The organism is Tanticharoenia sakaeratensis NBRC 103193, from assembly GCF_000963885.1.
In the GTDB taxonomy this organism is placed as follows: Bacteria; Pseudomonadota; Alphaproteobacteria; order Acetobacterales; family Acetobacteraceae; genus Tanticharoenia; species Tanticharoenia sakaeratensis.
Genome location: NZ_BALE01000013.1, coordinates 1 through 23,041 on the forward strand (window position 1 = coordinate 1; position 23,041 = coordinate 23,041).

Consider the following 23,041-nt stretch of genomic DNA (forward strand, 5'->3'; position numbering starts at 1 on the left):
GGACTTCCGCCGCATCGCGACACGTTACGATCGCAATGCCACTAGGTTCAGGACCTATTAATTTATTGAACTGAGCGGTGTTCCGTGATTCACAGGCTTACCGATGGAGGGTGGGCCTGTGAGTGATGTGTTTATGCTGTCTGAGAGCCAGATGAAGCGGATTGAGCCGTTTTTTCCTCTGGCGCACGGCGTGCCCCGCGTGGATGACCGGCGTGTTCTGAGCGGGATCGTTTATGTCATCCGTAACGGTCTTCAGTGGAAAGACGCTCCGAAAGCGTATGGTCCGCACAAGACTTTATACAACCGTTTTATCCGGTGGAGCCGTCTGGGTGTCTTTGACCGGATATTTGTTGCCCTGACAGAGCAGGCTGGCCGTTCGAAGCGTCTGATGATCGATGCAACACACCTCAAGGCACACCGGACAGCGGCGTCCCTGCTCAAAAAAGGGCTTTTCCCCGGCATATCGGACGGACAAAAGGCGGCCTGAACTCAAAACTTCATGCCGTGTGCGATGATCAGGGCCGACCTGTCCGCCTTCATCTGACTGCTGGACAGGTCAGTGATTTCAAAGGTGCTGATGTTTTGCTGGCGGACCTGCCGGATGAGACAGAGGAAGTCATCGGAGATCGGGGATACGACAGCAATAAGATCAGACAGTCTCTCGCAGACCGGAACATCACCGCCTGTATTCCACCAAAGAAAAACAGGAAATCAAAGCCACCTTACAATTGGCATCTGTATAAAAAGCGCCATCTGATCGAAAACATGTTCGCAAAGCTGAAAGACTGGCGACGGGTGGCAACACGATACGACCGCTGCGCTCATACATTCATGTCCGCAATCTACATCGCAGCAAGCTTCATCTTCTATCTTAAAGAATGAGTCCTGAGCCTAGGTACCGGTCACCTGCGACCCTTTTGGCAGCACATTAAGCGTCCTGTTGGGACAACGATGGGAGCGTTGATCCGCCTGCCAAGGGTGAGAGGCCGCAGTGTTACCGGCCGGTTCGACAATCCGGAAGGTGGAGCGGCCGCGACTTCGATCCGCCATGGTGGCCAGTTTTATCCACCCTTCACATTACGTCGCTGCCGCTCCGTTTCTCAGGCTCTCAGGCCGCATTGACCTGCATGTCGGCGGTCGTGGCAATGCGCAGGCGTTGTGCGTCGCGCGCCGGTGGCGCGCCGAACATGCGACGATACTCGCGCGAAAATTGCGAAGGGCTGTCATAGCCTAATGAAAATCCGACTTCGGCGGCATCCACGGCACCGCTCATCAGGCGGCGGCGGGCTTCCTGAAGACGCAGACGCGTGCGGTATTGCAGCGGGCTCATCATGGTCGCGGCACGGAAGTGGCGATGGAATGAGGAGGCGCTCATCCCTGCAATTTTCGCCACCTGCGCCACGTCGAATGCGTCCGTGTAATGCTCGCGGATCCAGCCGATGGCGCGATTGAGCTGCGCGAGATTGCTCCCGGCGGTCGCGATTTGCCGCAGGATGCCGCCCTGCGGGCCATGCAGCAGGCGATAGAGCAGTTCCCGCATGATCGACGCCCGCAGGATCGGAATATCCTGCGGGCGATCCAGCAGGTCGATCAGTCGCGTTACGGGGTCGAGGACTTCACGTGTGAGCGCGCTGACGGACAGGCAGGAGGTGCAATGGGCATCCAGAGGCGCGCCATCCTCCTGCATGTCGAGCAAGAGGTCGGCGATCTGCGTCGGGTCAAGCATCAGACAGAGCGCGAGATAGGGCTCTTCAGGACTGGCCTGCGTCACGCGGCTGCTGACCGGCAGGTCGACGGCCGTGACGAGATATTTGCTGGCATCGTAGGCAAACACCCTGTCGCACAGCATGACGTCCTTGCGGCCCTGAACGATGATGCAGAAACGGGGCTCATAGACGACGTCGGTTGGCGTCGTCGGCGTGTCCGCGTGAAAGAGCAGCAGACCTTCGATGGCCGTGCGCGTCATCGGCGCGACACAGTGACGCGCAATCGAATCCCGCAGTCGAACAAGCAGATCCTCCATGCGGCCGTCCTCCTGATGCCTTGTTTTCGAGACCCTAGCGTATGTCCGATTCACTCATGCAGCTTTTCGACAGGTTTGATAGGATTGTGCAAGCATCTGGCATGATCGTGCTAGTTTGAGGGGAGTGACTATGCGGTGTCGGCCTCAAATACGGCGCAAACGCTAGGTTTTCAGGGGCCATCGGGGTGGGATAACGTCGCCTGACACCTCTGTCTGGTCGAATCGTGCAATAATCCGCGCGGATTGCTCTACCGTCGCATCGCCTCGCAGTTGCATGATCCGACCATACGACGCGCCGTCATGCCTGCATCCAGTTGCCCATTCGAAACGGGCCGCCGGGCGGCACGGTCCTGGCGCTTCGCATTCTGACAACAACGGCGACCCGCAGACGTATCCCGGCCCCTAGACATGGTCGGTCGCACGCTGTGCCGAGCCCGCGCTCTGCCGTGATGGGGGTCCGCCCCATCCGAGCGTGACATCTGCAAGAGAGATTCATGGGAATCGTCGCGTTTGCGCTCCGAAGGCCATATACATTTCTCGTCGCCGGCGTCCTGATCCTCCTGCTTGGGATCAGCGCGATCTTTCGCACGCCGACTGACGTTTTTCCGAATATCGACATCCCGGTCGTTACGGTGGTCTGGTATTATGACGGACTGGATGCCAATGAGACCGAAAAGCGCCTGAGCACTTACACCGAGTTCTCGGAAAGCTTCTTCGTCAATAACCTGCGCACCATCGAAAGCCAGACGACGCCCGGTCTCGTTCTTCAGAAGCTGTATTTCCAGCCAGGCGTGAATGTCGATCTGGCGGTGGCCCAGACCGTATCCGCGACGAACTCGATCCGGGCCCTGCTGCCACCGGGTGTCCAGCCGCCGATCATCATGCAGTACAGCGCATCCTCGGTGCCCGTGCTGCAGCTGTCGCTATCTTCGGACAAGCTGACCGAGAGCGAGCTGTACGATTACGGTCTTTACCGGATCCGACAGCAGCTGGCGCCGGTTCCTGGCACGATGCTGCCGCCGCCATATGGCGGGAAGATCCGCCAGGTGATGGTTGATATCGACCAGACAAAGCTCGCGGGCGTCGGCCTGACGCCGCTCGACGTGTCCAACGCCATCAACGTGCAGAATCTTACACTTCCGGGCGGGACCGTGAAGTTCGGTCCGACGCAATACGATGTGCGGATGAACGGCATGCCGGATATCGCAGCACGCCTGAATGACGTGCCGCTCAAGCGTGATCCACATACAGGCGCCATTGTCCGCATTGCCGATATCGCAACCGTGCGTGACGGAACAGCCGTGCAGGCCAATGTCGTGCGGCGCGAAGGTCAGCGTTCCGTGCTGATTTCCATCATGAAGGCCGGCAATGCCTCCACGTTGAATGTCGTGAACACGGTCCGCAATTTCGTGTTGCCGATCACGCGCGCCGCGGCCCCGCCCGGCATGAAGATCGAGGAGCTGTTTGATCAGTCGGTCTTCGTGAAGGCGGCAATTTCGGGCGTTGCATCGGAAGCCGTGATCGCGGGCCTTCTGACGGCTGCGATGATCCTTGCGTTTCTGGCCAGTTGGCGTTCCACCTTAATCGTCGCGGTGTCGATTCCACTTGCGATCCTCTCGTCGATCGCAGTCCTGTCGGCGACGGGCCAGACGCTCAACCTGATGACGCTGGGCGGGCTCGCACTTGCCGTCGGCATCCTTGTGGACGATGCGACGGTCACGATCGAGAACATCCATCGCCTCCGGCATGACGGGGCGGAGCTGCGCATGGCGGTGCTGGACGGGGCGGCGGGCATTGCCCTGCCGACGCTGGTGTCCACGCTTGCCATCTCCTGTGTATTCGTCTCGGTCGAATTCCTGACCGGGCCGTCCAGGTTCCTGTTTACACCCATGGCGCTGGCCGTCGTCTACGCGATGCTCGCGTCCTATGCGATCAGCCGCACACTCGTGCCGATCTTCGCGGCGCTCCTGTTGCGGTCCGAGGAGCGACAGGCTCAGCGTCGCGCAGAATCGGGGCGTGGACCAGACCGGCTGACGCGGTTCGGCGTCTGGTTCGAGGTCCGTTTCGAACGCGTGCGCCTGCGTTATGTCCGCACGGTCTCGGGTCTGATTGCGAGTGCATGGAAAGTGCCGGTACTCGCCGGCGTGACGTTGATCGGAGCGGCCTTGCTGGCGACGCAGGTTGGATCGGACTTTTTCCCGAGCATCGATGCGGGTGAGTTCAAGCTGCACGTCCGGGCGCCGGCCGGAACGCGGATCGAGACGACCGAAAAGCTGTTCGATCAGGTGGAAGACACGATCCGCTCGGTTGTGCCCGATGGCGAACGCGCCCTGATGCTGGACAATATCGGCATTCCCTTTCGCTATTCGATGCCGTTCGACGACGGGACAACCATCGGCCCGAACGACGGCCAGATCATGGTCGAGCTGAAGGAAGGGCATCGTCCGACCGCATCCTACATCCGGACGTTGCGGACCGAGCTTGCACGCCGTTTCCCGGACTGCGTGTTCTATTTCCAGCCTGCGGACATCGTGACGCAGATCCTGAATTTCGGACTGCCGGCACAGGTTGATATCCGGATTTCCGGCTATGATGCCGCGGGCGATCGCCGCGTGATGCAGGAGGTGCGGCGCGAGGTCGCGAAGATCCCGGGGCTTGTCGATGTCCATCTGCATCAGCAGATCGCAGCGCCTGAATTGCGCGTCGCGATCGATCGCGTGCGGGCACAGGATCTCGGGCTGTCGATGAACGATGTCGCGCGCAGCGTGATGGTGTCGCTCGCATCGTCCAACACGGTCACCCCGAACTTCTGGGTCGATCCGAATACGGGCATCCAGTATCCGCTTGCTGTGCAGACACCGCAGTATCGCATCAACGACCTTGGCGATCTGCGCAATACGGTCGTCTCGGCGCAGACGGGTGCCGGGGGTACGCCGGCACTGCTGAACAATGTCGCGACGATCACACGCGATGTCGCACAGAACGTCATTTCGCACAGCAATATCCAGCCGACGCTCGATATCGATGCCAGCGCTGAAGGACGCGATCTCGGCAGCATCGCGCGCGACATCGATCGCGTGATCGCATCCCATCGTGGCGAACTGACGCCCGGCAATACGATCGTCGTGCAGGGGCAGATCGAGAGCATGCGATCCGCCTTCGCGCGTCTCGGAATCGGTCTGCTGGTCGCAGCCATTGCCGTCTATCTGCTGATGGTCGTGAACTTCCAGTCGTTCATGGACCCCTTCGTGGTCGTGCTTGGCCTGCCGGGCGCCATGTGCGGGATCGTGTTCATGTTGTTCATCACCGGCACCACTTTCTCCGTGCCCTCGCTGATGGGCGCGATCATGAGTGTCGGTGTCGCAAGCGCCAATTCGATCCTGCTCGTGACCTTCGCCAAGGAACAGCGCGCCACAGGCCTCGGCGCCGCCGAGGCGGCCATTGCCGCGGGAGCCGCCCGTCTCCGGCCGATCCTGATGACATCACTCGCCATGGTGATCGGCATGCTGCCGATGTCGCTGGGCCTTGGCGACGGCGGAGAACAGAACGCGCCTCTGGGCCGCGCCGTCATCGGCGGCCTCATGGTCGGAACCTGCGCCACGCTGTTCGTGGTGCCGTGGCTGTACAGCCGCCTGCGTCGTCGCGAGAGCCGCATTCTTGAGGAATACAGCCATGTCTGAACCGACTTCTTTCCATATCCCCGATGATCGTCGCAGTGTGGGCCTCGGGCCATTTCTGGGCCTCGGGCTGATCGTGGCGATCGGCTACGGCCTTTATGCCCATGTCGAGCGCGGTGCCGCGACCCGTGCGCTTGCCATGGAGCGGCAGACGCTCGTGCCCGACGTCCGCACCATGCGGGTTCATGCGGCGGCCGATCCCGTCATGCTCGATCTGCCCGGCGAGACGGCGCCGCAGGAAACGGCGGCGATTGGCGCGCGTGCGTCCGGCTATATCGAAAAACGCTTCGTGGATATCGGGAGTGTCGTGAAGGCCGGACAGGTTCTGGCGATCATTCGAGCGCCCGAACTGGATGCGCAGGTTGCGCGTGCCCAGGCGGCGCTGGCCCAGGCGCGTGCCAACCTGAACCTGGCGAAAGTGACGGCGCGGCGTTCGAGCAGCCTCGTGGGCAATGGTGCGGTCAGCAAGCAGAACTTCGACGTGGACCGCATTACCCAGTCCGCACGGGATGCCGAGCAGAAGGCTGCGGATGCGGCCTATGCCGAGACTGCCCAGCGGCAGGCCTACACGACGCTCACCGCGCCATTCGATGGGGTCGTGACCGTCCGCAATGTCGAGGTCGGCGATCTGGTCAGTGCGGACAGCGCCGGCGCGATGCCGCTCTTCGTGGTGGCGCGGACCGACCGGCTGCGCGTGCGCGTGCATGTCCCGCAGGAAGAGGCGCATGCGATTGCAGTCGGTACGACCGGCACGGTCACGGTGCCGGGCAGGGCAGGGCAGGGTTTCGACGGCGTCGTCGCGCGGACCGGGCATGCGCTTGAACGCGACAGCCGCATGCTTCCGGTCGAGATCGAGCTGGACAACCGGGACGGGCGGCTTGCAGCCGGTCTCTATGCGTCAGTGCACTTTGCGTTGAAGCGCGACGCAGGCGCGATCGTCATCCCGTCAGAGGCCCTGAGCTACGAGGCGGACGGTCTGTCGGTCGAGACGGTGTCGCCCGACAACCGTATTCAGGTTCGCCATGTTTCGGTCGGGCGGGATTTCGGGGCGGCGATAGAGGTCACCGGCGGACTGCCGGACGGGAGCCAGCTTGTCGTGCATCCCGCGTCGTCCCTGCATGACGGCTCGAAGGTCGCGCCACGTCTCGATCCTCAGACCGCCGCAGGCGCGGGAGGCTGATCGTGCTCAGACATGTCTTGAGTGGAGGGCTTGCAGCTCTCCTTCTGTCGGGCTGCACCATGATCCCGAATTATCATCGCCCCGCTGCACCCGTGGCGTCCGGCTGGCCGGGTGGGGCACCGTATGATGACGCGCTGCACCGCGCCGAGGTCGGGCTCGCCGACTGGCGCGCATTCTATCGCGATCCTGTCATGCAACGTCTCATCGAGACGGCTCTGGTGAACAACCGCGACCTGCATATCGCGCAGCATCAGGTAGAGGCCGCAAGCGCGCAGTTCGACATCGAGAATGCCGCCCTGTTCCCGACGCTCGATGGCGGCGCGCTGGCCAATGTCGAGAAAATCTATTCGCGCACCTATAGCCTTTCGCAGACTGGGGGGCCGTTCTATCTGCGTGAATACGCAGTCGGTTTCGGTGTCTCTGCCTATGAGGTCGATCTATGGGGGCGCATCCGCAGTGCATCGCAGGCGGCGTTCGACAGGGCGACGGCCAATGCGTTGGACCGCGAAGCGATGCGGCTGAGCGTGATCGCCGACGTGGCGGCCGCCATGCTGACATGGGTTGCAGACAATCAGGCGGTAATCGTTACGCAACAGGTGCTCGATAATCGCCGTCACACCTACGCTCTGGTGAAACAAAGCGCTGACATCGGCACCGGAACGCAGCTTGATGTCGCACAGGCGGAATCTGCGGTGCATGATGCAGAGACCAATCTTGCCGTCTATACCCGCCAGCGCGCGCAGGCCTTGGATCAGCTCACGCTGCTGGTCGGCGCGCCGATCGACGCAGGAACGATGCAGGGCCTGTCGGCCAAGACTTCGCTTCAGTCCGTGCTTGATTTTCCGGACGTGCCGGCGGGACTGCCGTCGGACATGATTGCGCGCCGGCCGGATATCCTGTCGGCGGAAGATAATCTGCGTGCATCGAACGACGATATCGGATCGGCGCGGGCAGAGTTCTTTCCAAAAATCCAGATTACGGCAGCGAACGGCACGGCGAGCAACAACATCACGCGCCTGTTCCAGAGCGGGATGGGAGCCTGGAATATCGCACCGCAGATCACGTTGCCCCTGTTCGATGCGGGACGCCTGACGGCACAGCTCAAAGTCGCGCGGGCCCAGAAAAAGCAGGAAATCGCGCGTTACGAAAAGACAATCCAGACAGCATTCAAGGAGGTCGCGGATGCACTCGCGGGGCGGGGGACCTATGTCGGGCAGCTCCAGTCGCAGGACGCGCTGATTGCAGCAAGTTCCCGGCAATACGCGCTCGCCCTCCAGCGCTTCCAAGGCGGGTATGATCCCTATCTTGATACGCTCGTGGCGCAACGCACGCTCTATGCCGCGCAGCTTGGCGGGATCACCACGCGCCTGTCCGCGATGGCGAACATGGTCACGCTCTACAAGGCGCTGGGCGGCGGCTGGAATCCGCAACCGGCCCAACCGGTTCCGGCGCCGCTTTCGGATCATATCTTGTGAGCGTGCAGCCGGGTCGTGGTTGCCCGTCCTGTTCCGTGTCGAACGTGTCCTTGAAAGGATTGTCTCGTCACAGGCCGATCTGTGGTTACCCGCCAGCGCAAAAGGTCTCCAGATCTGGAGCACACCTCGCATAGTGTTCGAAAAAGACAGCCATCCACTGCAGGACGGCCATGTACAGATTAAGTTCGCCCTTCTGAGCTTGGCGCGGGCCTAGGTCGCGTAGCGCCCGACACTGCGAGTGCGTGCGTCAGATCGGCGCCCAGTTTGTCCGCTTTTTCCATCCGGTGCTCAGGCAGACGAAGTCGTCGGTGACGTCTGGTCGTGCCCGCTGACGGGCGGGCACGACCAGGCGTTGGAGGCATTCAGCCCGCCAACGGCCTTACCAACGCTTCCAATACGCCAATCTCCGCTGCACCAAGATCACGCAGAGGCGCCCGAACATGGCCGCCGTCGAAACCGCGCAGGTTCATTGCAGCCTTGACGGTCTGGGGCTGACCGAACTGGCGCGCAAATGCGCGATAATCGTACCATCGGCGATGCAGTGCGCCTGCAGTGATGCTGTCGCCGCCTTCAATCGCACGATAGCTTTCCTGGACAAGTTCCGGAAATGCGCCGCTGTTGGTCGAGCTGATGCCATCAAACCCGGCCGCCATCGGGCCAAGGAACGCCAGATCGGATGCGCAGAAAAGCCCGATCTTTCCTTTGAGCCGGCCTGCGATCCGATCGATCACGCCGGGTGACAGATCGCCCTGCTTGATGGCGACCATCTGCGGGATATCGGAAAGCTTTTCCAGGACGGACGGAGACAAGGTAATCCCTGTGCCCGGCGCATTGTAGACAATAGCACCTGTTTTCGACAGCGGCGCCATTTCCAGGAAGAACGCGACGATCTGATCGTCCGTCACCTCGGATACATAGGGCGGCATGACCATGGGCACGCCTCCCAACTCGCCGGCGAGAGTCGTCAGTTCCCGCACGACGCGCGGATCCGAGTGCGCCGTGCAGAGCATGACCGGCGCACGATCGTCAACGGTATTCATGACGTGCCGGAAGATTTCAGCGCGTTCCTCGACGGAAAGCGTCGGAAATTCCCCATACGTGCCGCCGATCAGGAGCCCGTCAAACCCCAGATCCAGTACACGCAGCGCATTACGGGAGAGCCCTTCGAAATCGATGCTCTGATCGGCCTTGAAAGGGGTCATGGTGATATTGAACAGGCCACGCAGCCGAGCGCGACTTTCTTCGATCGTCTTCATCGATTTGGAAATCCTGTATATTCAGATGGAGTTGTTGTCAGGCGTCGCGCACGACAAGACTGCGATCGATTGTGCCAAGCACGCGGTGCCCGGTTTCGGTCACGACGATGGTCTCGCTGACACCGACCGTGAAACGGCCGTAGATGCGCAGGGCAGGCGGCAGATGAAAGGTCATGCCGGGCTGAAGTTCGGTCTTCACACCAGTATTGAGGCTGAGGATGCCGCCTTCGCCCCAGTCCGGCGCGAAGGAGATCCCGACGCTGTACCCGCAGCGCTTGCGGAAGTTTTCCGTGTAGCCGGCGCTATCGATGACTTTCTGGCAGGCGATATGCGGTGCCTCGCATGGGGCTCCCGGCCGGATCGCGTCCAGCGCGGCGGCAAGCGCATCCTGACAGGCGCTCATCATGTCGGTCACCTGACGGGGCGGTGTGCCGACCCAGGCCGAGCGCATGAGGGCCGCGTGATAACGATCATGACAGGCGGCCATTTCAAGGAAGGCGCCCTCATCACGCGCAATACGGGCGCGGCGCCAGGTGCCATGCGGAATGCCGCTCCGCCGCCCGGCCGAGACGAGAGGCTCCATGCCCATGTATTCCGAGCCGGCAGCGATGGCATCATGCATCATGGCGGCAACGAGGTCGTTTTCCGTGTGCCCTTCCGCCACCTGCGCAAGGCCCGCTCTCATTCCGGCATCGACATATCCCGCTGCGCGAGACAGTTTTTCGATTTCGGTCGGAGATTTCACCATCCGCAGACGTTCGACGATGCCGCCCGCATCATGCAGCGAGCCAAGTGCCGCAACCATCTTCTCATAAACCGAGACGGGGAAGAACCACCCGCTTTTCTCGACCCCGACGCGCCGTCCCGCCAGGCCTTTTTGCGCCAGGAGCGCGTTGATGACGGCCATCGGATCCTCGCCGTCGCTGAACGGGTGGATGTCCTCGAGATACGTGTTGGCCACGAGATTGAAGTATTCGAGCTGCCGTACAACGAACGACGGTTCGCCGTCGGCTGGAAGCAGGAAGCACTGGAACGTGTAATATCCCGGCGTCTGCTGCCCGGTGAGGTAATAGATGTTCTCCGGGCTGGTGACCAGCATGGCGTCCAGTCCCGCCCGCGCCATTGCTTCGCGCGCGCGGGATTGTCGGTCCGCGAATTCCTCGCGTGTAAAAGTGGCCTCCATTCCGGAAAAAACGGCATCAGTCATGTCAGCATGTCTCCATGAGAAGGGCGGTGCGGCCGGTGTCGAATGTCAGGCCAAGTCCGCGCGCATGTGGTTCTACGAGTGAAACAGAGCCATTTTCGTAAGCGAGCCCCGTTGCAGGATCATCATTCAGCCCATCGGCGCCGTAGAGCTCCGCGAAACGTGGTTGCAGCGCGCTTGCGGCATGCAGCGCAGCGGCGGTCGCCACGGTGCCCTCATTCATCTGGCCGATCATGAGTGGAATGCCCGCGCTTTTCAGCATATTGGCTGCCCGGAAAAGCGGGAGCAGGCCGCCGAGCTTGACCAGCTTCAGATGAGCCATCAGCGGCGCGCCGAGTCCTGCCAGCGTTCGGCAATCCGCCGGCGTCGCCAGACTCTCATCGAGCATAATCGGGATCGGGCTGATTTCGGCAAGCGCTGCCAGCGCGTCCCAATTTCCGGCGGGCAGGGGCTGCTCGACATAATCGAGATCGAACGCGGCAAGCTGTTGAAGTGCTTCTGTCGCTTCCGCGGATGTCCATGCGCCATTTGCGTCGGCCGCAAGGCGGATATCCCCGTGAAAGCGGTCCCGAAGCCAGCGAAAGCGCGCGATATCGGCATCGAGATCCTGACCGATCCGGATCTTGAGATCGCGAAATCCGCGCGCGACGTATGCTTCGCTGCGACGACGGAAAGTCGGTTCGTCGCTGAAGAAGAGTGTCTGATTGGTTCGGTACGTCACGGGATGGTCAGCGCCAAGCAGACGCGATACTGACTTGCCTTCGCGTCGGGCCAGCAGGTCGTGAATGGCGGTATCGACCATCATGCGCACGGATGAGGGAATGGTGTCAGGCCAATGTTCCAGAAACGCCTGCAGAGCCGCCCCGTCAGCGGGCAGCGGCGTGCTGTTCAGGAACTCGGCCGCGCCTTGTATGACGGCATCGGGCGAAAGGCCGGTCAGATAAGCGATGTTGAGCCGGACCTCGCCGATACCCCGCACGTCACCATCGTCGAGTACGAGATAAAGGGCATCGAGCGCATCGACCTTGCCTGACGACGCCGTGTGGACGGACATGCCGCCCTCATAATGCAGGGCAGCGCGTCGGAGCGAGGCTTTCAGTGCCGTCATTGGCCGGCCGTCATGTGCGGCGCCATCAGGCGCCGGACGACACCGATGTAGATGCGTGCGGCGTCGACCAGCTCTTCTACCGTGACGTACTCGTCCGGCTTGTGGGCATGGGCGAGGTTGCCCGGTCCAATGACGACCCCGGAGGCGCCGGTATCGCAGAAATGGACCAGATCGCAGGCACCCTGGAAACCGAACGGACCGGCATCCTGAATTCCGACCGCGCGGACGGCCTCAAGCGACGCGAGGCTGATCGGCGCCTCTGCGGCGGTCTGCGTGGCACCGCCTGTCGTAGGCTTGTACCCCGTAATCCGCGCCCGGACGCCGTCTGATGCTGCGACAGCGTCAAGCAGGGTCTGGATATCCTGCTTGGCCGCGTCTTCACTTTCACCCGGAACCAGGCGCCGATCGAGCAGCAGTTCGCAGGCATCAGGTACGACATTGTCGGCCTTGCCACCGGATATGCGCGTGACGCAGAGGCTTGCATTGCCGACCAGCGGATGCGTGATATGGCGAATGACGTCATCATGGTGTTTTTCGATGCGCATCATGAGCCTCGCCGCGTCATAAATGGCATTGCGACCGAGTTCGGGCGTCCCCGAATGTGCGGTCACGCCCGCAACTTCGACAATCGGACGCAGGCTGCCCTTGTGTGCGGTGAACAGCGTATTGGAAGTGGGTTCGCCCACGATCGCAAAGTCGATCGGTGTGCAGTGCTTTGCGTAGTGACGGGCGCCGGCGCTCGCTACCTCCTCATCTCCGACGAATACCGCGAGCAGCGTTCCCGACCAGGTGTCGCGCGTCGCAGCGAGCAGCCGTGCGGCCTCAAGCATGGATGCGAGAGAGCCCTTGCAGTCGCACGTGCCGCGCCCATACAGACGATCGCCTTCCTGCGTTGCCTCGAATGGCGCCCGCGTCCATCCGTCTCCTGCCGGCACCGTGTCCATGTGCGTATTGAGGGCAAAGACCGGGCCTGTGCCGTTGGAAAGTGTGCCGACGACATTCATCCGGCCGGGCGCATACTCGTCGATCTCGACGTCGAATCCGGCAGTACGCAGCGCATCGGAGACGAACGGTACGAGTGCCGCCTCGCATCCCGGCGGGTTTTCGGTCGGGATGGCAACCATCATCGAAAGATCGGCGACGAGCCGCCCGGCATCAGGCTGGAACGTTGTCACAGGACGGATCCTCTTCGGAAAGGGGGGCGGCGAATGCAAATTCTGGCATCGCGCGCGTGAGAAAGCGGTGCAGGCGCGGAGTCACCTGCCCCGAGAAGAAGGTCTCTGCCTGCATGTCGGCGACGATGACGCCGTCCTCCATGAAGACGATCCGGTCTGCGATCCGCCGGGCAAAACCGATGTCATGGGTCACGACGAGCTTGGTCATCCCTTCGAGGGCCGGGGAATCGAACAACATCTGGAGCTGTTCGGTCGCTTCCGGGTCCAGTGCGGATGTGGGTTCGTCGAACAGCATCAGAGCCGGCTGCATCACCAGGGCGCGGGCAATGGCAATTCGCTGCTGCTGCCCGCCTGACAACTCGTGTGGATAATGGTCGGCATGGTTGCTCAGGCCGACGCATTCCAGAAGATGCGCTGCACGGGCGGCCATATCGATGGCATGACGCCCGGCGATCTTGCGTGGCGCCAGCAGCAGGTTTTCCCGGACGTTCAGATGCTCGAACAGATGATAGCCCTGGAAGACCATGCCGATCGTGCGCCGCACATCGCTCGGCGAGACATGTCTGGCCAGAAGATCGTCGCCACGAAACAGGATCTGCCCGTGATCGGGACGTTCGAGCAGGTTGACGCAGCGCAGGAGCGTCGATTTTCCCGATCCGGACGGCCCGAGAATGACGACGACCTCACCTTCGTCGACGTTCAACGTGCAGTCCCGCAGGATCGGCTTTCCGCCGAGAGCGAGCTCGATGTTCCGGAGTGCGAGGAACGGCCGGGTATCACTCATCGGGCTTCCCCTGCGGCCGGGACCGGAAGTTTGCGCGCGGTGGCTGATGCGGTGCGTCGCGGCGCGAGGTGACGTTCGATTGCGCGCTGCGCCAGCATGAACAGCGTCGTGAAGGCGAGGTAATAGATGGCCGCGGCACTCAGGGCTTCCAGATAACGGAAATTGGCGCTTGCTGCCTGATCGGCGATCAACAGCAGTTCCTTGACGGCAATGACCGAAACGAGCGCGCTCGTTTTCAGCATTCCGATTACCTGGTTGCCGAGCATGGGCAGGACGACGCGAAAGGCCTGCGGCGCAGTGATCGACCTGAAGACGCCGAAAGGGGAAAGGCCCAGGGCCAGGCCCGCGATCCGCTGCCCCGGCTTTACCGCATCAAGGCCCGAGCGTGCGATCTCGGCCATGTAGGCGCCCTCGTTGAGGGAAAGTGCCACGATCGCGCTGGTCAGTGCCGGCAGGCGCAGACCCAGCAGGGGGAGAACGTTGTAGACAAAGATGATCTGCAGCAGGACAGGCGTGCCTCGGAAGAGCCAGAGATAGAACAGGACCGGTCCGCGCAGGATCATGCCGAGACGGCCACCGGGGACAAGCGCCACGAGTATGCCGATCAGGGTTCCGAAGAACAGCGAGGATGCTGTCAGAAGGAGCGTGATGGCCGCGCCATGCACGAATGGCGGGGAGGCAACATAGTGCGCCGTGCGTTCGGCGGTCGTCCACCATCCGGTCGGCGCCGCCGCCTGCATGGCATCAGGATCGGGAAGCCCGAGGTCGAGGTGCCATTTGTGGACCAGGGCGGCAAATGTGCCGTCTGCCTGGAGGCTTTTCAGTGCTCCGGTCAGGGCCGCATGAAGTGCCGCGTCGTTCGGGCGGATCGCAAGGCCGATCTGCGCCCGGTCGCCGAAAGGCCGTCCCGCGATCCGATATCCGTCCGGGACAGACTGCATCAGGACAGCGGCACCGAAGCGGGAGGTGAAGGCGCCGTCCACACGGCCCTGCAACAGGTTAAGCGCCGTATCCTGTGCGGTCGGATAAGGCAGGATCGTCAGCGCGGGGCGCCCTGCACGACGGCATATGTCGCTGGCGGTATCCGCATCCCGCGCTTCGATACCGCCCAGCGTCACGGCAATGCGCAGGCCGCAAAGGCTCAGATCGTATCCGGTGATCGGCGTATCGCCATGACGACGCACGACGACGACGCTGCTGATCGTAAGATACGGGATAAAATCGACGACGCGGGCACGTTCCGGGCTGAGATACATGGCCGAATTGATCACGTCGATCCGGCGTCCCAGCAGGGCCGGGATCAGTCCGTCAAACTCCATATTGATGGGGGCCGGTCTCTGTCCCATCCGGGCCGCCAGGGCCGCTGCAAGGTCGATATCGAAACCGGCGAGCTGCCCATCCCGGACCATTTCAAACGGCGGGAACGTCGCAGCCGTTCCATAGGTCAGGAAGCCGGCTGCCGCCTGATCACGCGCGGACGCCGCAGGTTCGCCTGCCCGTTCCCGGGCCATGGCCGGCGCTGCACACAACAGGGCGATCAGGAAAAGGAGGCGGTACATTAGGCTCCCGAGGTGGATGGTCCGAAACGGATTGTCCTTTTCGTGTAAAAAAATACAAAGCGACGTATGGCTATCGTGTCAAGGACGAAATGACGAGGTCAGCGGTCCTGTCAGTTTTTTTCCGTAACCGCCGGAATCTCGATCAACGCGTGTGCGGCAGCCAGTGCGCGGTCCAGATGAACCGTCATCAGGTGCGAGGCACGTGGCAGGTCGTGGTCACCCAGGGCTGCCATGATCGCAATGTGCTCGCTGCACCACAAATGCACGCGGGCCCGGTTCGTATAGCCGCCGAATTCGAGCAGACGCCGTAGACGGCTCTGCTGGCGCATGGTCTGGATCACGAACGTGTTGCAGGAGAACTCCGCGACCATCTCGTGAAAGCGGCTGTCCGCATCGAACAGGAGCCGCGGCGGAATTGCGTCGATTTCAGGATGCGTCTCGATATGTCGATGCTGCCTCATCGTTTGATCGAGCGCATCGGGATCGACGCGGAAGCCGGGCAGGAGAATTGCCTGAGGCTCGAACATCCGGCGGAACTGGAAGCTGTCTTCCAGTGCAGCGCCGCTGTCCAGCGCGGGGGCGAACGACCAGAGGCGGGCGCCGTTCGAATGCAGAAGCCCATCGTCACTCATGCGCCGCAGGGTCTGCTGCATGACGAGCCGGTCCGCGTTGTAATGCCTTGCGAGGTCCTTCTGCGTGAATTCGTTGGCAATGCGCCCGGCCAGTCGATCGCGCACCAGCCTGGTATACAGGTCCTGATCCGCAGTCGGCGGCGGCTCGAGGACAAGATCCTCGATGGTATCAAGGCTTGTCAGCAGGAAATAGCCCTGATTGCGGCGCGCCACGAGCACGCCTCGCGTTTCCAGCAGTTGCAACGCTGTGCGGACAGGTGTGCGTGAAATACCGAGCTGATCTCCAAGCCATTGCTCGCGCAGGTGGTAACCGGCTGTGGCACCCTCACGACGCAAGAGCGCGAGAATGGTATTGGCCGTCAGGAACTGGCGGTGGATGCTTGAGCGAACCGGGGAAACAGGAGAGGCGTTCAGTGTATGTCTCCGGGATAGATCACGCGTCTGACGCCTGGCACCTTACCCCGTAGACGACGAGGGGAGAAATACCATCCTGTCTCGTCGCCGTCAGGCGGGCTTCATCGGGGAGTGCAGGCTGCCTTAATGCGTTCGCAGCTGTCGCGTAAAACTTGTGTTTCGACGGCATAGGCGATCCGCAGATGGCCAGGCGTCCCGAACGCCGATCCCGGCACCGTGGCCACCCGGGCTGTCTCGATCAGCCACGATGCCATGTCCACATCGGTTTTCAGCCCCAGCGTCTGGCCTGTCGTCGCCAGCCACTTCGATACAGCCATAAACACATAGAATGCACCGTCCGGACGGCGGGCGCTGCAGGACGGAATGCCTGCGATCATGTCGAGAACGATATCACGACGGGCGGCCAGTGTTTCGAGCCAGGACTGCAGGAAGATTGGCGGGGCGTTCAGGGCCGCGACAGCCGCGGCCTGACTGATGCTGCTGGGATTGGACGTGCTTTGCGACTGAAGGATATCGAGCGCTGCAATCAGCCATCGCGGCCCTGCGCCGTATCCCAGGCGCCAGCCGGTCATGGCGTGGCTCTTTGAAACGCCGTTGACCGTCAGAATCCGGTCGCGGAGGTCGGGGCGGATCTGAAGCGGCGTTGCGAACGGCATTCCGTAACGCAGGGGTTCGTAGATATCATCTGCCAGAACCAGTATCTGCGGATGCGGGGAGATGACCTCCAGCAGCGCTGCAAGTTCGGCAGCGGTGTAGATCGCCCCGGTGGGATTCCCGGGAGAGTTCAGAACGACCCAACGCGTGTGCGGTGTAATGGCCTTCGCCAAGGCGTCCGGGGTCAGCTTCCATCCCTGATCGGCAGTGGTGGAAACAACAACAGGATCGGCGCCCGTCAGGCGGATCATATCCGGGTACGACACCCAGTATGGTGCCGCGATGATGACCTGGTCGCCGGCGTCCAGAGTGGCAAGGAATGCGTTGAAGATGATCTGCTTCGCGCCACTCGCCGCGATGATCTCGTCCGCGCTGAAATCGAGTTCGTTGTCACGACGGAACTTCGTCCGGATCGCCTCTTTCAGGGCTGCTGTGCCCGCGACGGCGGTATATTTTGTTTCATGCCTGTCGATGGCCTGCTTTGCGGCATCGGCGACGTGGTCGGGCGTTGCGAAGTCCAGTTCGCCTTCGCCGAGATTCGTGATCTCGATCCCGTCCCGCTGGAACGCGCGCACGCGCTCGGAGACCGCGGCTGTCGGCGATGTCCCGACGCGTCCCATGCGCTTGGCCAGATGAAGCGCCTGGCGACTTGGCGGGGAAAAGTCGTTGTTTTTCAATTTTTTGTCTCCGGTGCGCACATGGGAGGTTTGACCTCGGCCGGGTTGCCGAAGGTCGCTATCGGACACGGATTGTATTTATTTCATCACTAAGAGCAATATGTGCTGGATTTTCGTTTCGGGTCGCGATTATGTTCGCGCGTCGCCGCCGGCTGCATCTGCCGACATGCCGACATCCGCACAGAGGAAATCTGATGACGCTTCTGCTTGTTTGCAGCACGGGAATCGAGAGCGGCTATATGGCCGCGCCTGCTGCTGCCTATGCAGCCGGGGGCGGTGCGGACGTTGCGATTTCCCAATATGTTGAGTCTGCGGCGGAGCCCGTTACACGGGACTTTCCCACGGCTGACGGCGCCCTGGTCGGTTCGAGCTATCTCTGGGTCGATCGGCTGTGCGGGGATGGCGCAGCTGCTCGGCCGATGTGCGACGATGAAATTATCGCAGCAGCTGGTCAGGCGCGCGACCTAGTCGTTGCATATCCGGAGCACATGAGTGACTGGGCCCGGGCGGTGGGGCATCAGGCCCGAGCGCTCGCGGTTCCTGTCCGCCATGCCGAAAGCCGGTTTGCAGGCAACGAACTTATGCTCAGTGTCGATGAAGAGGCGGAGCGCTGCGTGGCCCGTCGTGATCGATATGGTCGCATCATGACCCAATCAGGTCCTGGGCAGGCCGAACACCGGCGCGATCTGCGGATATGTCTGGTCGGCCAGCCTCGGCATCATCAGGCAGTCAATCCTGCCACGGTTGCTGCACTGGCCGATGCAGCCGATGCGCTGGACGTCGCTCTCGACCTTCGGTTTCTCGATGCTGCTGACTCCTCACCGGACAGCGTCTCTGAGTTGCTGACGTGGTGTGACGGGGTCGTCCTGCCCGGCGGGGACGTGGCAAATGCGCCGCTCCAGATGATCGTTGCCCGGAAAGCGCTTGATCTGGATAAACCCACCGTCGGACTCTGTCTTGGAATGCAGAGCATGGTAACCGTTTTTGCCCAGGTCCGCATGGGCCTGCGGGATATGACGCTGGCTGAACTTGATCCTCAGGCGCCCGTATTCAGTTTCGAGTCGATGACGCATCCCGACGGGACCTCCGTCCGCAAGCTCGGCAAAAATAAACTCCATTGTGTCGAAACAAGCGATCTCGGGCGCGCCTTGGGTACGCAGCCATTCGTGCGGCTCAACCATCGTTATCGGCTTGCCCCGACGCTCGTGCCGTCCCTGCAGGCGGCCGGGCTTGTTGTCGCTGCCGACAGTGCGGACGATGGCGTCATCCAGGCCGTGGAACTTCCATCATCCCGCTTCTTCTGCGGGATGCAGGGGCATCCGGAATGCACCTCTTCACGAGGTCAGCCGCATGTCCTCCTCACGCGATTTTTTGAAAAAGCCGGCCAGCAGCCGGAGAGAATAGGCAGCTAAGATGGATCTCGAACTGAACGGTCGCCGCGCATTCGTCATGGGTGCCAGCCGAGGCCTTGGAAAAGCTTGCGCCATGTCATTGGCGCGGGAAGGCGCTTCTGTCGTGTTGACAGGGCGGAACGCTGATGCGCTTGCGGAATCCTGCGAGACGATCCGCGCCGAGGGCGGCATCGCATCTTACCAGGTCGTGGATTTTGAGGACGCAGGCGGCCTTTCGGCAGCGGTCGCCTCCGTGGGCGATGTCGATGTGGTGGTGACGAATTGCGGCGGCCCGCCGCCCGGGAAGATGGCGGAAGTGTCCGACGAGGCACTCGTTCGCTATTTCGATCTGATTGTCCGCGTGCCGGTGCGCGTCACAAGCACTTTTCTGCCGGGTATGCGCACGCGCAATTTCGGACGCATCATCAATATCGTTTCATCCGGGGTGATTCAGCCTATCGGCAATCTGGGGCTGTCGAACATGCTTCGTCCGTCGATCGTTGGCTGGGCAAAAACCCTCGCGTCGGAAGTCGCCTCGGACGGTGTGACCGTCAATTCCGTAGTGCCGGGCCGGATCCACACCCAACGTGTCGACGAACTTGATGCCGCTGCGGCCCGCCGACAAAGCCGGACGGCCGCCGAGGTGGCACAAGCCTCGCGCGACAGTATCCCGATGAAGCGCTACGGCCGCCCGGAGGAATTTGCGGACGCAGTCGCGTTCCTTGCCAGCGCACGGGCCAGCTACATCACAGGCAGCCTGATTCGCGTCGACGGCGGATCGATCGCGGCAATCTGATGAATCTGCGCGGCAGCGCCAAAATTGGGTCGGTAACGAAAATGACAGTCCACATGCGCAAACTCTCGCTATTTCTCGGCACCACGATTCTTTCCGCAGCCGTCATGCCTGCATGGTCGGCGCCCGTCCGCCATCAACCGCCGCGCGCGCATGCGGCACCCGCGGCACAAAAATCCTTGCCCGCAAAAAGCGCCAATCCTGAGAATATCGCCGTCACGGTCAGGCGCGTTGCGCACGGCACGCAGACAACCGTCTCGCAGAATCTGATCTCGCAGGCGATCCCGGGAACGAATCCCATGAAAGTCCTGGGGCAGATGCCTGGCATCATGTTTCAGACCAATGACGCGCAGGGCATCGATAACTACGCAGCACAGATTTATATGCACGGTTTCCAGCAGCAGGAAATCGGCATGACGCTCGATGATATGCCGCTCGGCGAGATGACCTACCGGAATTATAACGGTCTGAACCCTCTGCAGGCAATTTCCTCGGAAAATATCGCCCGAGTGGACGTATCCCAGTCAGCGGGTGCGGAAAGCATTGCCGCCACGAACAATCTTGGCGGATCGTTCGAGTACGTTTCGCGAGATCCGAAAGACAAGCGTGGAGGAACGGTCGCGCAAAGCTTCGGGAGCAACAGCAGCTTCCATACGTTCGTTCGCTTTGACAGCGGCGCCCTGAATCCGAGCGGCACCAAGTTCTTTGTATCGTATTCAAGAAACGATGCGGGGTTCTGGGGCTCTCATGGCAATCTGTTCCTGCAACAGGTCAACAGCAAGTTTGTCCAGCCCATCGGCGAAGACAGCAAGATATCAGCCTATTTCGACTGGTCCGATTTGCACGAATACAGCCGTCAGGACTATTCTTTTGATATGCTCGATACCTTGGGCTACGATGCCAACAACTACTACAATGGCAAAGTCAGTGGTTACTCGACTGCATATCAAGCGGCCTTGGGGCATTATCCCGCCAACTATGACAAGCTGTCAGATCCGGCCGATGCGTCGGTTTACGATGCTGGCACCAATGTCGTCGACTATTTCGGCGGGGTCAAAGCCGATCTCGCGCTCAGCGATCATTTGCGCTGGATAACGACAGTCTACGGTCATGGCGAGGACTCTCAGACGACCTGGTCGTCTCCCTTTTTCCCGTCCCCCAATGGCGCTCCGATGTCGGAAGTCGTCAAGGAGCCGGCAATCGAGCGATATGGGATCCTCTCCGCGCTTCATTACAACATCGCGCATAACCAGCTCGGTATTGGCACATGGTATGAAAACAATTCATACCAGAGCGCAATGAACGCCTATGAACAGCCGACGATCGTTGATGGCGTCCTGCAAGGCCCGCTGCGCAGTGGCGTATCCAAATGGTCCGATCCGTTCGCGCAGATCTTTAACCAGGACTATAGCACAAACGTCTTCACGGCGTTTGTCCAGGACACGTATTCACCCATCAGGAACCTTTTCCTGCACTTCGGATTCAAGTCGATCCTTGATACAACCCGCGTGGGGAACGGGTATATCAATCCCAGCTACTATGGGGCCACCGGGCCACTGGCCAGCGGCGTAGGACTGACGGTTGCGAAGCCGTTTCTGCCCCATATCAGCGCAAACTGGAAATTCCTGAAGCACCACGAGCTCTTCTTCGATATCTCCGAGAGCGTGCATACATATGCAGAATCGGGTTACAAGCTTTCGAATTCGCCGTTTGCCGTCCTTCAATCCGCATTCGATGCGTCGCGCGGGCAGATCCGGCCTGAGACGGCTTGGACCTACGCCGTCGGATATCGATATAACGCGCCCGTGGTCTCTGCGACCCTGTATGCCTATCGAACAAATTTCGAGAACAGGCTTCAGCAGATCACGTCTGGATCCCTTATCAATCCCGTGTCGGCTGTCGCCAATGTCGGCGGGGTAACGATGAACGGTGTGGATGCCGGGCTGACGTTGCGTCCGGTGCGCGGCCTGTCACTCTACAATACAGTAAGTTATGACCACGCCACCTACGATAACAACATCAAGAACGGGCAGGTGCTTTACCCCACCGAGGGCGTGCAAGTCGTCAATTATCCGCGCTTCATGTATAAATCTCGGCTCTCTTACGAGTGGAAGAACGCCATGGCGTTCATCGATGGAAACTATATCGGACAGAGAAACTTTACATATACCGGAGATGTAAAGGCGCCGGGTTATTGGGTGGCCGATATGGGCGCGCAGTATACGATCAAGAATCTCGGCCAATATGACCGCCGGCTGGCGTTTGCGCAGGATCTCGTCATTTCGCTCAATGTAAACAATCTGACGAACACGAAATATATCGCCACCATGGGCGAAGCCGGGAACCCGATGAGCATCAGTTCAGGCGCGCTGTCATTTCAGGGATTTGAACTAGCCGCACCGCGTCAATATTTCGGATCCGTTCGCTTGGATTTCTGAGGCATGCGGACGCATCTCGAATTAGCCTGGTTACTCATCGCATCTTTGCAGCTGGTGCGGTGTAGCTCGGTATATCTGGTTTGCCGTGCTGATGTGGCATAAACAGTCACCTCAGCGTCGGGAAAGTGGAGGCATTTGACGGCGCTTGGCGACATCACCAGTTATCTGCATAACTTAAGGAGATGACCGACCAAGCGCCTTGCAAACCCGGCCGCGTTCGTGCTGCTGACCATTCGCTGAAGCCCGCTGAACGGCCAGGTCGCCGCCCTACTCGCGGGGGCGGACTGGCATCCGTCGCGGGCGTCGATGCGCTGGTGAGCGAGATTCTTCGCGAGCAGTTTGCAGCGTGGTCAGCTGACGGTGGAAGACCACCGAACGCCGTCCGGGCAGTGGAAGAGGCGGAACGCCGAATCGTTGCGCAATGCGGGAAATTGCTGGCCACATGGGCATTGGGGACGTTGCGAGAGCGGTATCCACTGAAGCAGTTTCCGCTCGATGCCAAGTCCGAACAGATGCTGTCTGACGCCGCACCCTGATGTTGCGGCGGTCGGCCCGCCTAATACCAACGGCTATAGCTTCTGACCTGTGTGAGCCCATTGCC

General features: G+C 61.1%; 16 protein-coding genes. 7 read left to right on the top strand and 9 right to left on the bottom strand.

Features of this window, described 5'->3' with window-relative positions:
- Positions 1-118: 118 nt before the first annotated feature.
- Positions 119-882 (top strand): IS5 family transposase gene (locus B8446_RS06405; RefSeq protein WP_148505880.1). Its coding sequence is split into 2 segments (ribosomal slippage): positions 119-452 and positions 452-882, totalling 765 coding nucleotides; the frame shifts between segments, so codons are not numbered across the junction.
- Positions 883-1,108: 226 nt separating this feature from the next.
- Here the strand turns inward: B8446_RS06405 and B8446_RS06410 are convergent.
- Positions 1,109-2,023 (bottom strand): AraC family transcriptional regulator, encoded by a 915-nt coding sequence (locus B8446_RS06410; protein ID WP_048848445.1) that lies wholly within the window; start codon positions 2,021-2,023, stop codon positions 1,109-1,111.
- A gap of 494 nt (positions 2,024-2,517) precedes the next feature.
- On the opposite strand from B8446_RS06410, the gene B8446_RS06415 reads away from it, so the two are divergent.
- From B8446_RS06415 to B8446_RS06425, 3 genes are read left to right on the top strand one after another with little or no spacing between them, the layout of a single operon-like run.
- Entirely contained in the window at positions 2,518-5,703 is a 3,186-nt protein-coding gene (locus B8446_RS06415) for an efflux RND transporter permease subunit (protein WP_048848447.1), read from the top strand.
- Positions 5,696-6,880, top strand: coding sequence for an efflux RND transporter periplasmic adaptor subunit (locus B8446_RS06420; protein ID WP_053053734.1), 1,185 nt, complete (start codon positions 5,696-5,698; stop codon positions 6,878-6,880). Before B8446_RS06415 ends, B8446_RS06420 begins: the two co-directional genes overlap by 8 nt.
- A 2-nt stretch (positions 6,881-6,882) precedes the next feature.
- Positions 6,883-8,355: an efflux transporter outer membrane subunit gene (locus B8446_RS06425; protein ID WP_048848449.1), complete on the top strand. Its 1,473-nt coding sequence runs from the start codon at positions 6,883-6,885 to the stop codon at positions 8,353-8,355.
- A gap of 362 nt (positions 8,356-8,717) precedes the next feature.
- Here the strand turns inward: B8446_RS06425 and B8446_RS06430 are convergent, their stop codons facing one another.
- From B8446_RS06430 to B8446_RS06465, 8 genes are all read right to left on the bottom strand, one after another.
- Complete coding sequence (locus B8446_RS06430) at positions 8,718-9,611, bottom strand: dihydrodipicolinate synthase family protein (RefSeq protein ID WP_048848451.1); 894 nt, start codon at positions 9,609-9,611, stop codon at positions 8,718-8,720.
- A 37-nt stretch (positions 9,612-9,648) separates the two neighbouring features.
- Positions 9,649-10,818, bottom strand: a complete 1,170-nt coding sequence (locus tag B8446_RS06435; protein ID WP_048848453.1) for a M24 family metallopeptidase — start codon at positions 10,816-10,818, stop codon at positions 9,649-9,651.
- A 1-nt stretch (position 10,819) separates the two neighbouring features.
- On the bottom strand, positions 10,820-11,923 hold the full coding sequence (locus tag B8446_RS06440; RefSeq protein WP_199484057.1) for a mandelate racemase/muconate lactonizing enzyme family protein: 1,104 nt from the start codon (positions 11,921-11,923) through the stop codon (positions 10,820-10,822).
- Complete coding sequence (locus B8446_RS06445) at positions 11,920-13,098, bottom strand: M20 family metallopeptidase (RefSeq protein WP_048848456.1); 1,179 nt, start codon at positions 13,096-13,098, stop codon at positions 11,920-11,922. Before B8446_RS06445 ends, B8446_RS06440 begins: the two co-directional genes overlap by 4 nt.
- On the bottom strand, positions 13,079-13,882 hold the full coding sequence (locus tag B8446_RS06450; RefSeq protein WP_084712130.1) for an amino acid ABC transporter ATP-binding protein: 804 nt from the start codon (positions 13,880-13,882) through the stop codon (positions 13,079-13,081). Before B8446_RS06450 ends, B8446_RS06445 begins: the two co-directional genes overlap by 20 nt.
- A complete protein-coding gene (locus tag B8446_RS06455; RefSeq protein ID WP_084712131.1) occupies positions 13,879-15,441 on the bottom strand; it encodes an ABC transporter permease subunit in 1,563 nt (520 codons plus the stop codon). The genes B8446_RS06450 and B8446_RS06455 overlap by 4 nt, the downstream gene beginning before the upstream one ends.
- Before the next feature lie 110 nt (positions 15,442-15,551).
- A complete protein-coding gene (locus B8446_RS06460; protein WP_148505881.1) occupies positions 15,552-16,409 on the bottom strand; it encodes a GntR family transcriptional regulator in 858 nt (285 codons plus the stop codon).
- Positions 16,410-16,588: 179 nt separating this feature from the next.
- Positions 16,589-17,818 carry a pyridoxal phosphate-dependent aminotransferase gene (locus tag B8446_RS06465; RefSeq protein WP_241767664.1) on the bottom strand — a complete coding sequence of 410 codons (1,230 nt, stop codon included), beginning with the start codon at positions 17,816-17,818 and terminating at the stop codon, positions 16,589-16,591.
- A 419-nt stretch (positions 17,819-18,237) separates the two neighbouring features.
- On the opposite strand from B8446_RS06465, the gene B8446_RS06470 reads away from it, so the two are divergent.
- The 3 genes from B8446_RS06470 (at position 18,238) to B8446_RS06480 (ending at position 22,440) form a co-directional block, all read left to right on the top strand.
- A complete protein-coding gene (locus B8446_RS06470; RefSeq protein ID WP_158507532.1) occupies positions 18,238-19,230 on the top strand; it encodes a glutamine amidotransferase-related protein in 993 nt (330 codons plus the stop codon).
- Between the two features lie 73 nt (positions 19,231-19,303).
- A complete protein-coding gene (locus B8446_RS06475; RefSeq protein ID WP_241767665.1) occupies positions 19,304-20,005 on the top strand; it encodes an SDR family oxidoreductase in 702 nt (233 codons plus the stop codon).
- On the top strand, positions 20,005-22,440 hold the full coding sequence (locus B8446_RS06480) for a TonB-dependent receptor (RefSeq protein ID WP_148505882.1): 2,436 nt from the start codon (positions 20,005-20,007) through the stop codon (positions 22,438-22,440). The genes B8446_RS06475 and B8446_RS06480 overlap by 1 nt, the downstream gene beginning before the upstream one ends.
- Positions 22,441-23,041: the final 601 nt, after the last annotated feature.

Bases quoted from the DNA above. Each gene is read 5' to 3' on its own strand.
- B8446_RS06410 (WP_048848445.1), bottom strand. From the start codon at position 2,023: ATGGAGGATCTGCTTGTTCGACTGCGGGATTCGATTGCGCGTCACTGT.
- B8446_RS06415 (WP_048848447.1), top strand. From the start codon at position 2,518: ATGGGAATCGTCGCGTTTGCGCTCCGAAGGCCATATACATTTCTCGTC.
- B8446_RS06420 (WP_053053734.1), top strand. From the start codon at position 5,696: ATGTCTGAACCGACTTCTTTCCATATCCCCGATGATCGTCGCAGTGTG.
- B8446_RS06430 (WP_048848451.1), bottom strand. From the start codon at position 9,611: ATGAAGACGATCGAAGAAAGTCGCGCTCGGCTGCGTGGCCTGTTCAAT.
- B8446_RS06435 (WP_048848453.1), bottom strand. From the start codon at position 10,818: ATGACTGATGCCGTTTTTTCCGGAATGGAGGCCACTTTTACACGCGAG.
- B8446_RS06440 (WP_199484057.1), bottom strand. From the start codon at position 11,923: ATGACGGCACTGAAAGCCTCGCTCCGACGCGCTGCCCTGCATTATGAG.
- B8446_RS06450 (WP_084712130.1), bottom strand. From the start codon at position 13,882: ATGAGTGATACCCGGCCGTTCCTCGCACTCCGGAACATCGAGCTCGCT.
- B8446_RS06455 (WP_084712131.1), bottom strand. From the start codon at position 15,441: ATGTACCGCCTCCTTTTCCTGATCGCCCTGTTGTGTGCAGCGCCGGCC.
- B8446_RS06470 (WP_158507532.1), top strand. From the start codon at position 18,238: ATGTGCGACGATGAAATTATCGCAGCAGCTGGTCAGGCGCGCGACCTA.
- B8446_RS06475 (WP_241767665.1), top strand. From the start codon at position 19,304: ATGTCATTGGCGCGGGAAGGCGCTTCTGTCGTGTTGACAGGGCGGAAC.
- B8446_RS06480 (WP_148505882.1), top strand. From the start codon at position 20,005: ATGAATCTGCGCGGCAGCGCCAAAATTGGGTCGGTAACGAAAATGACA.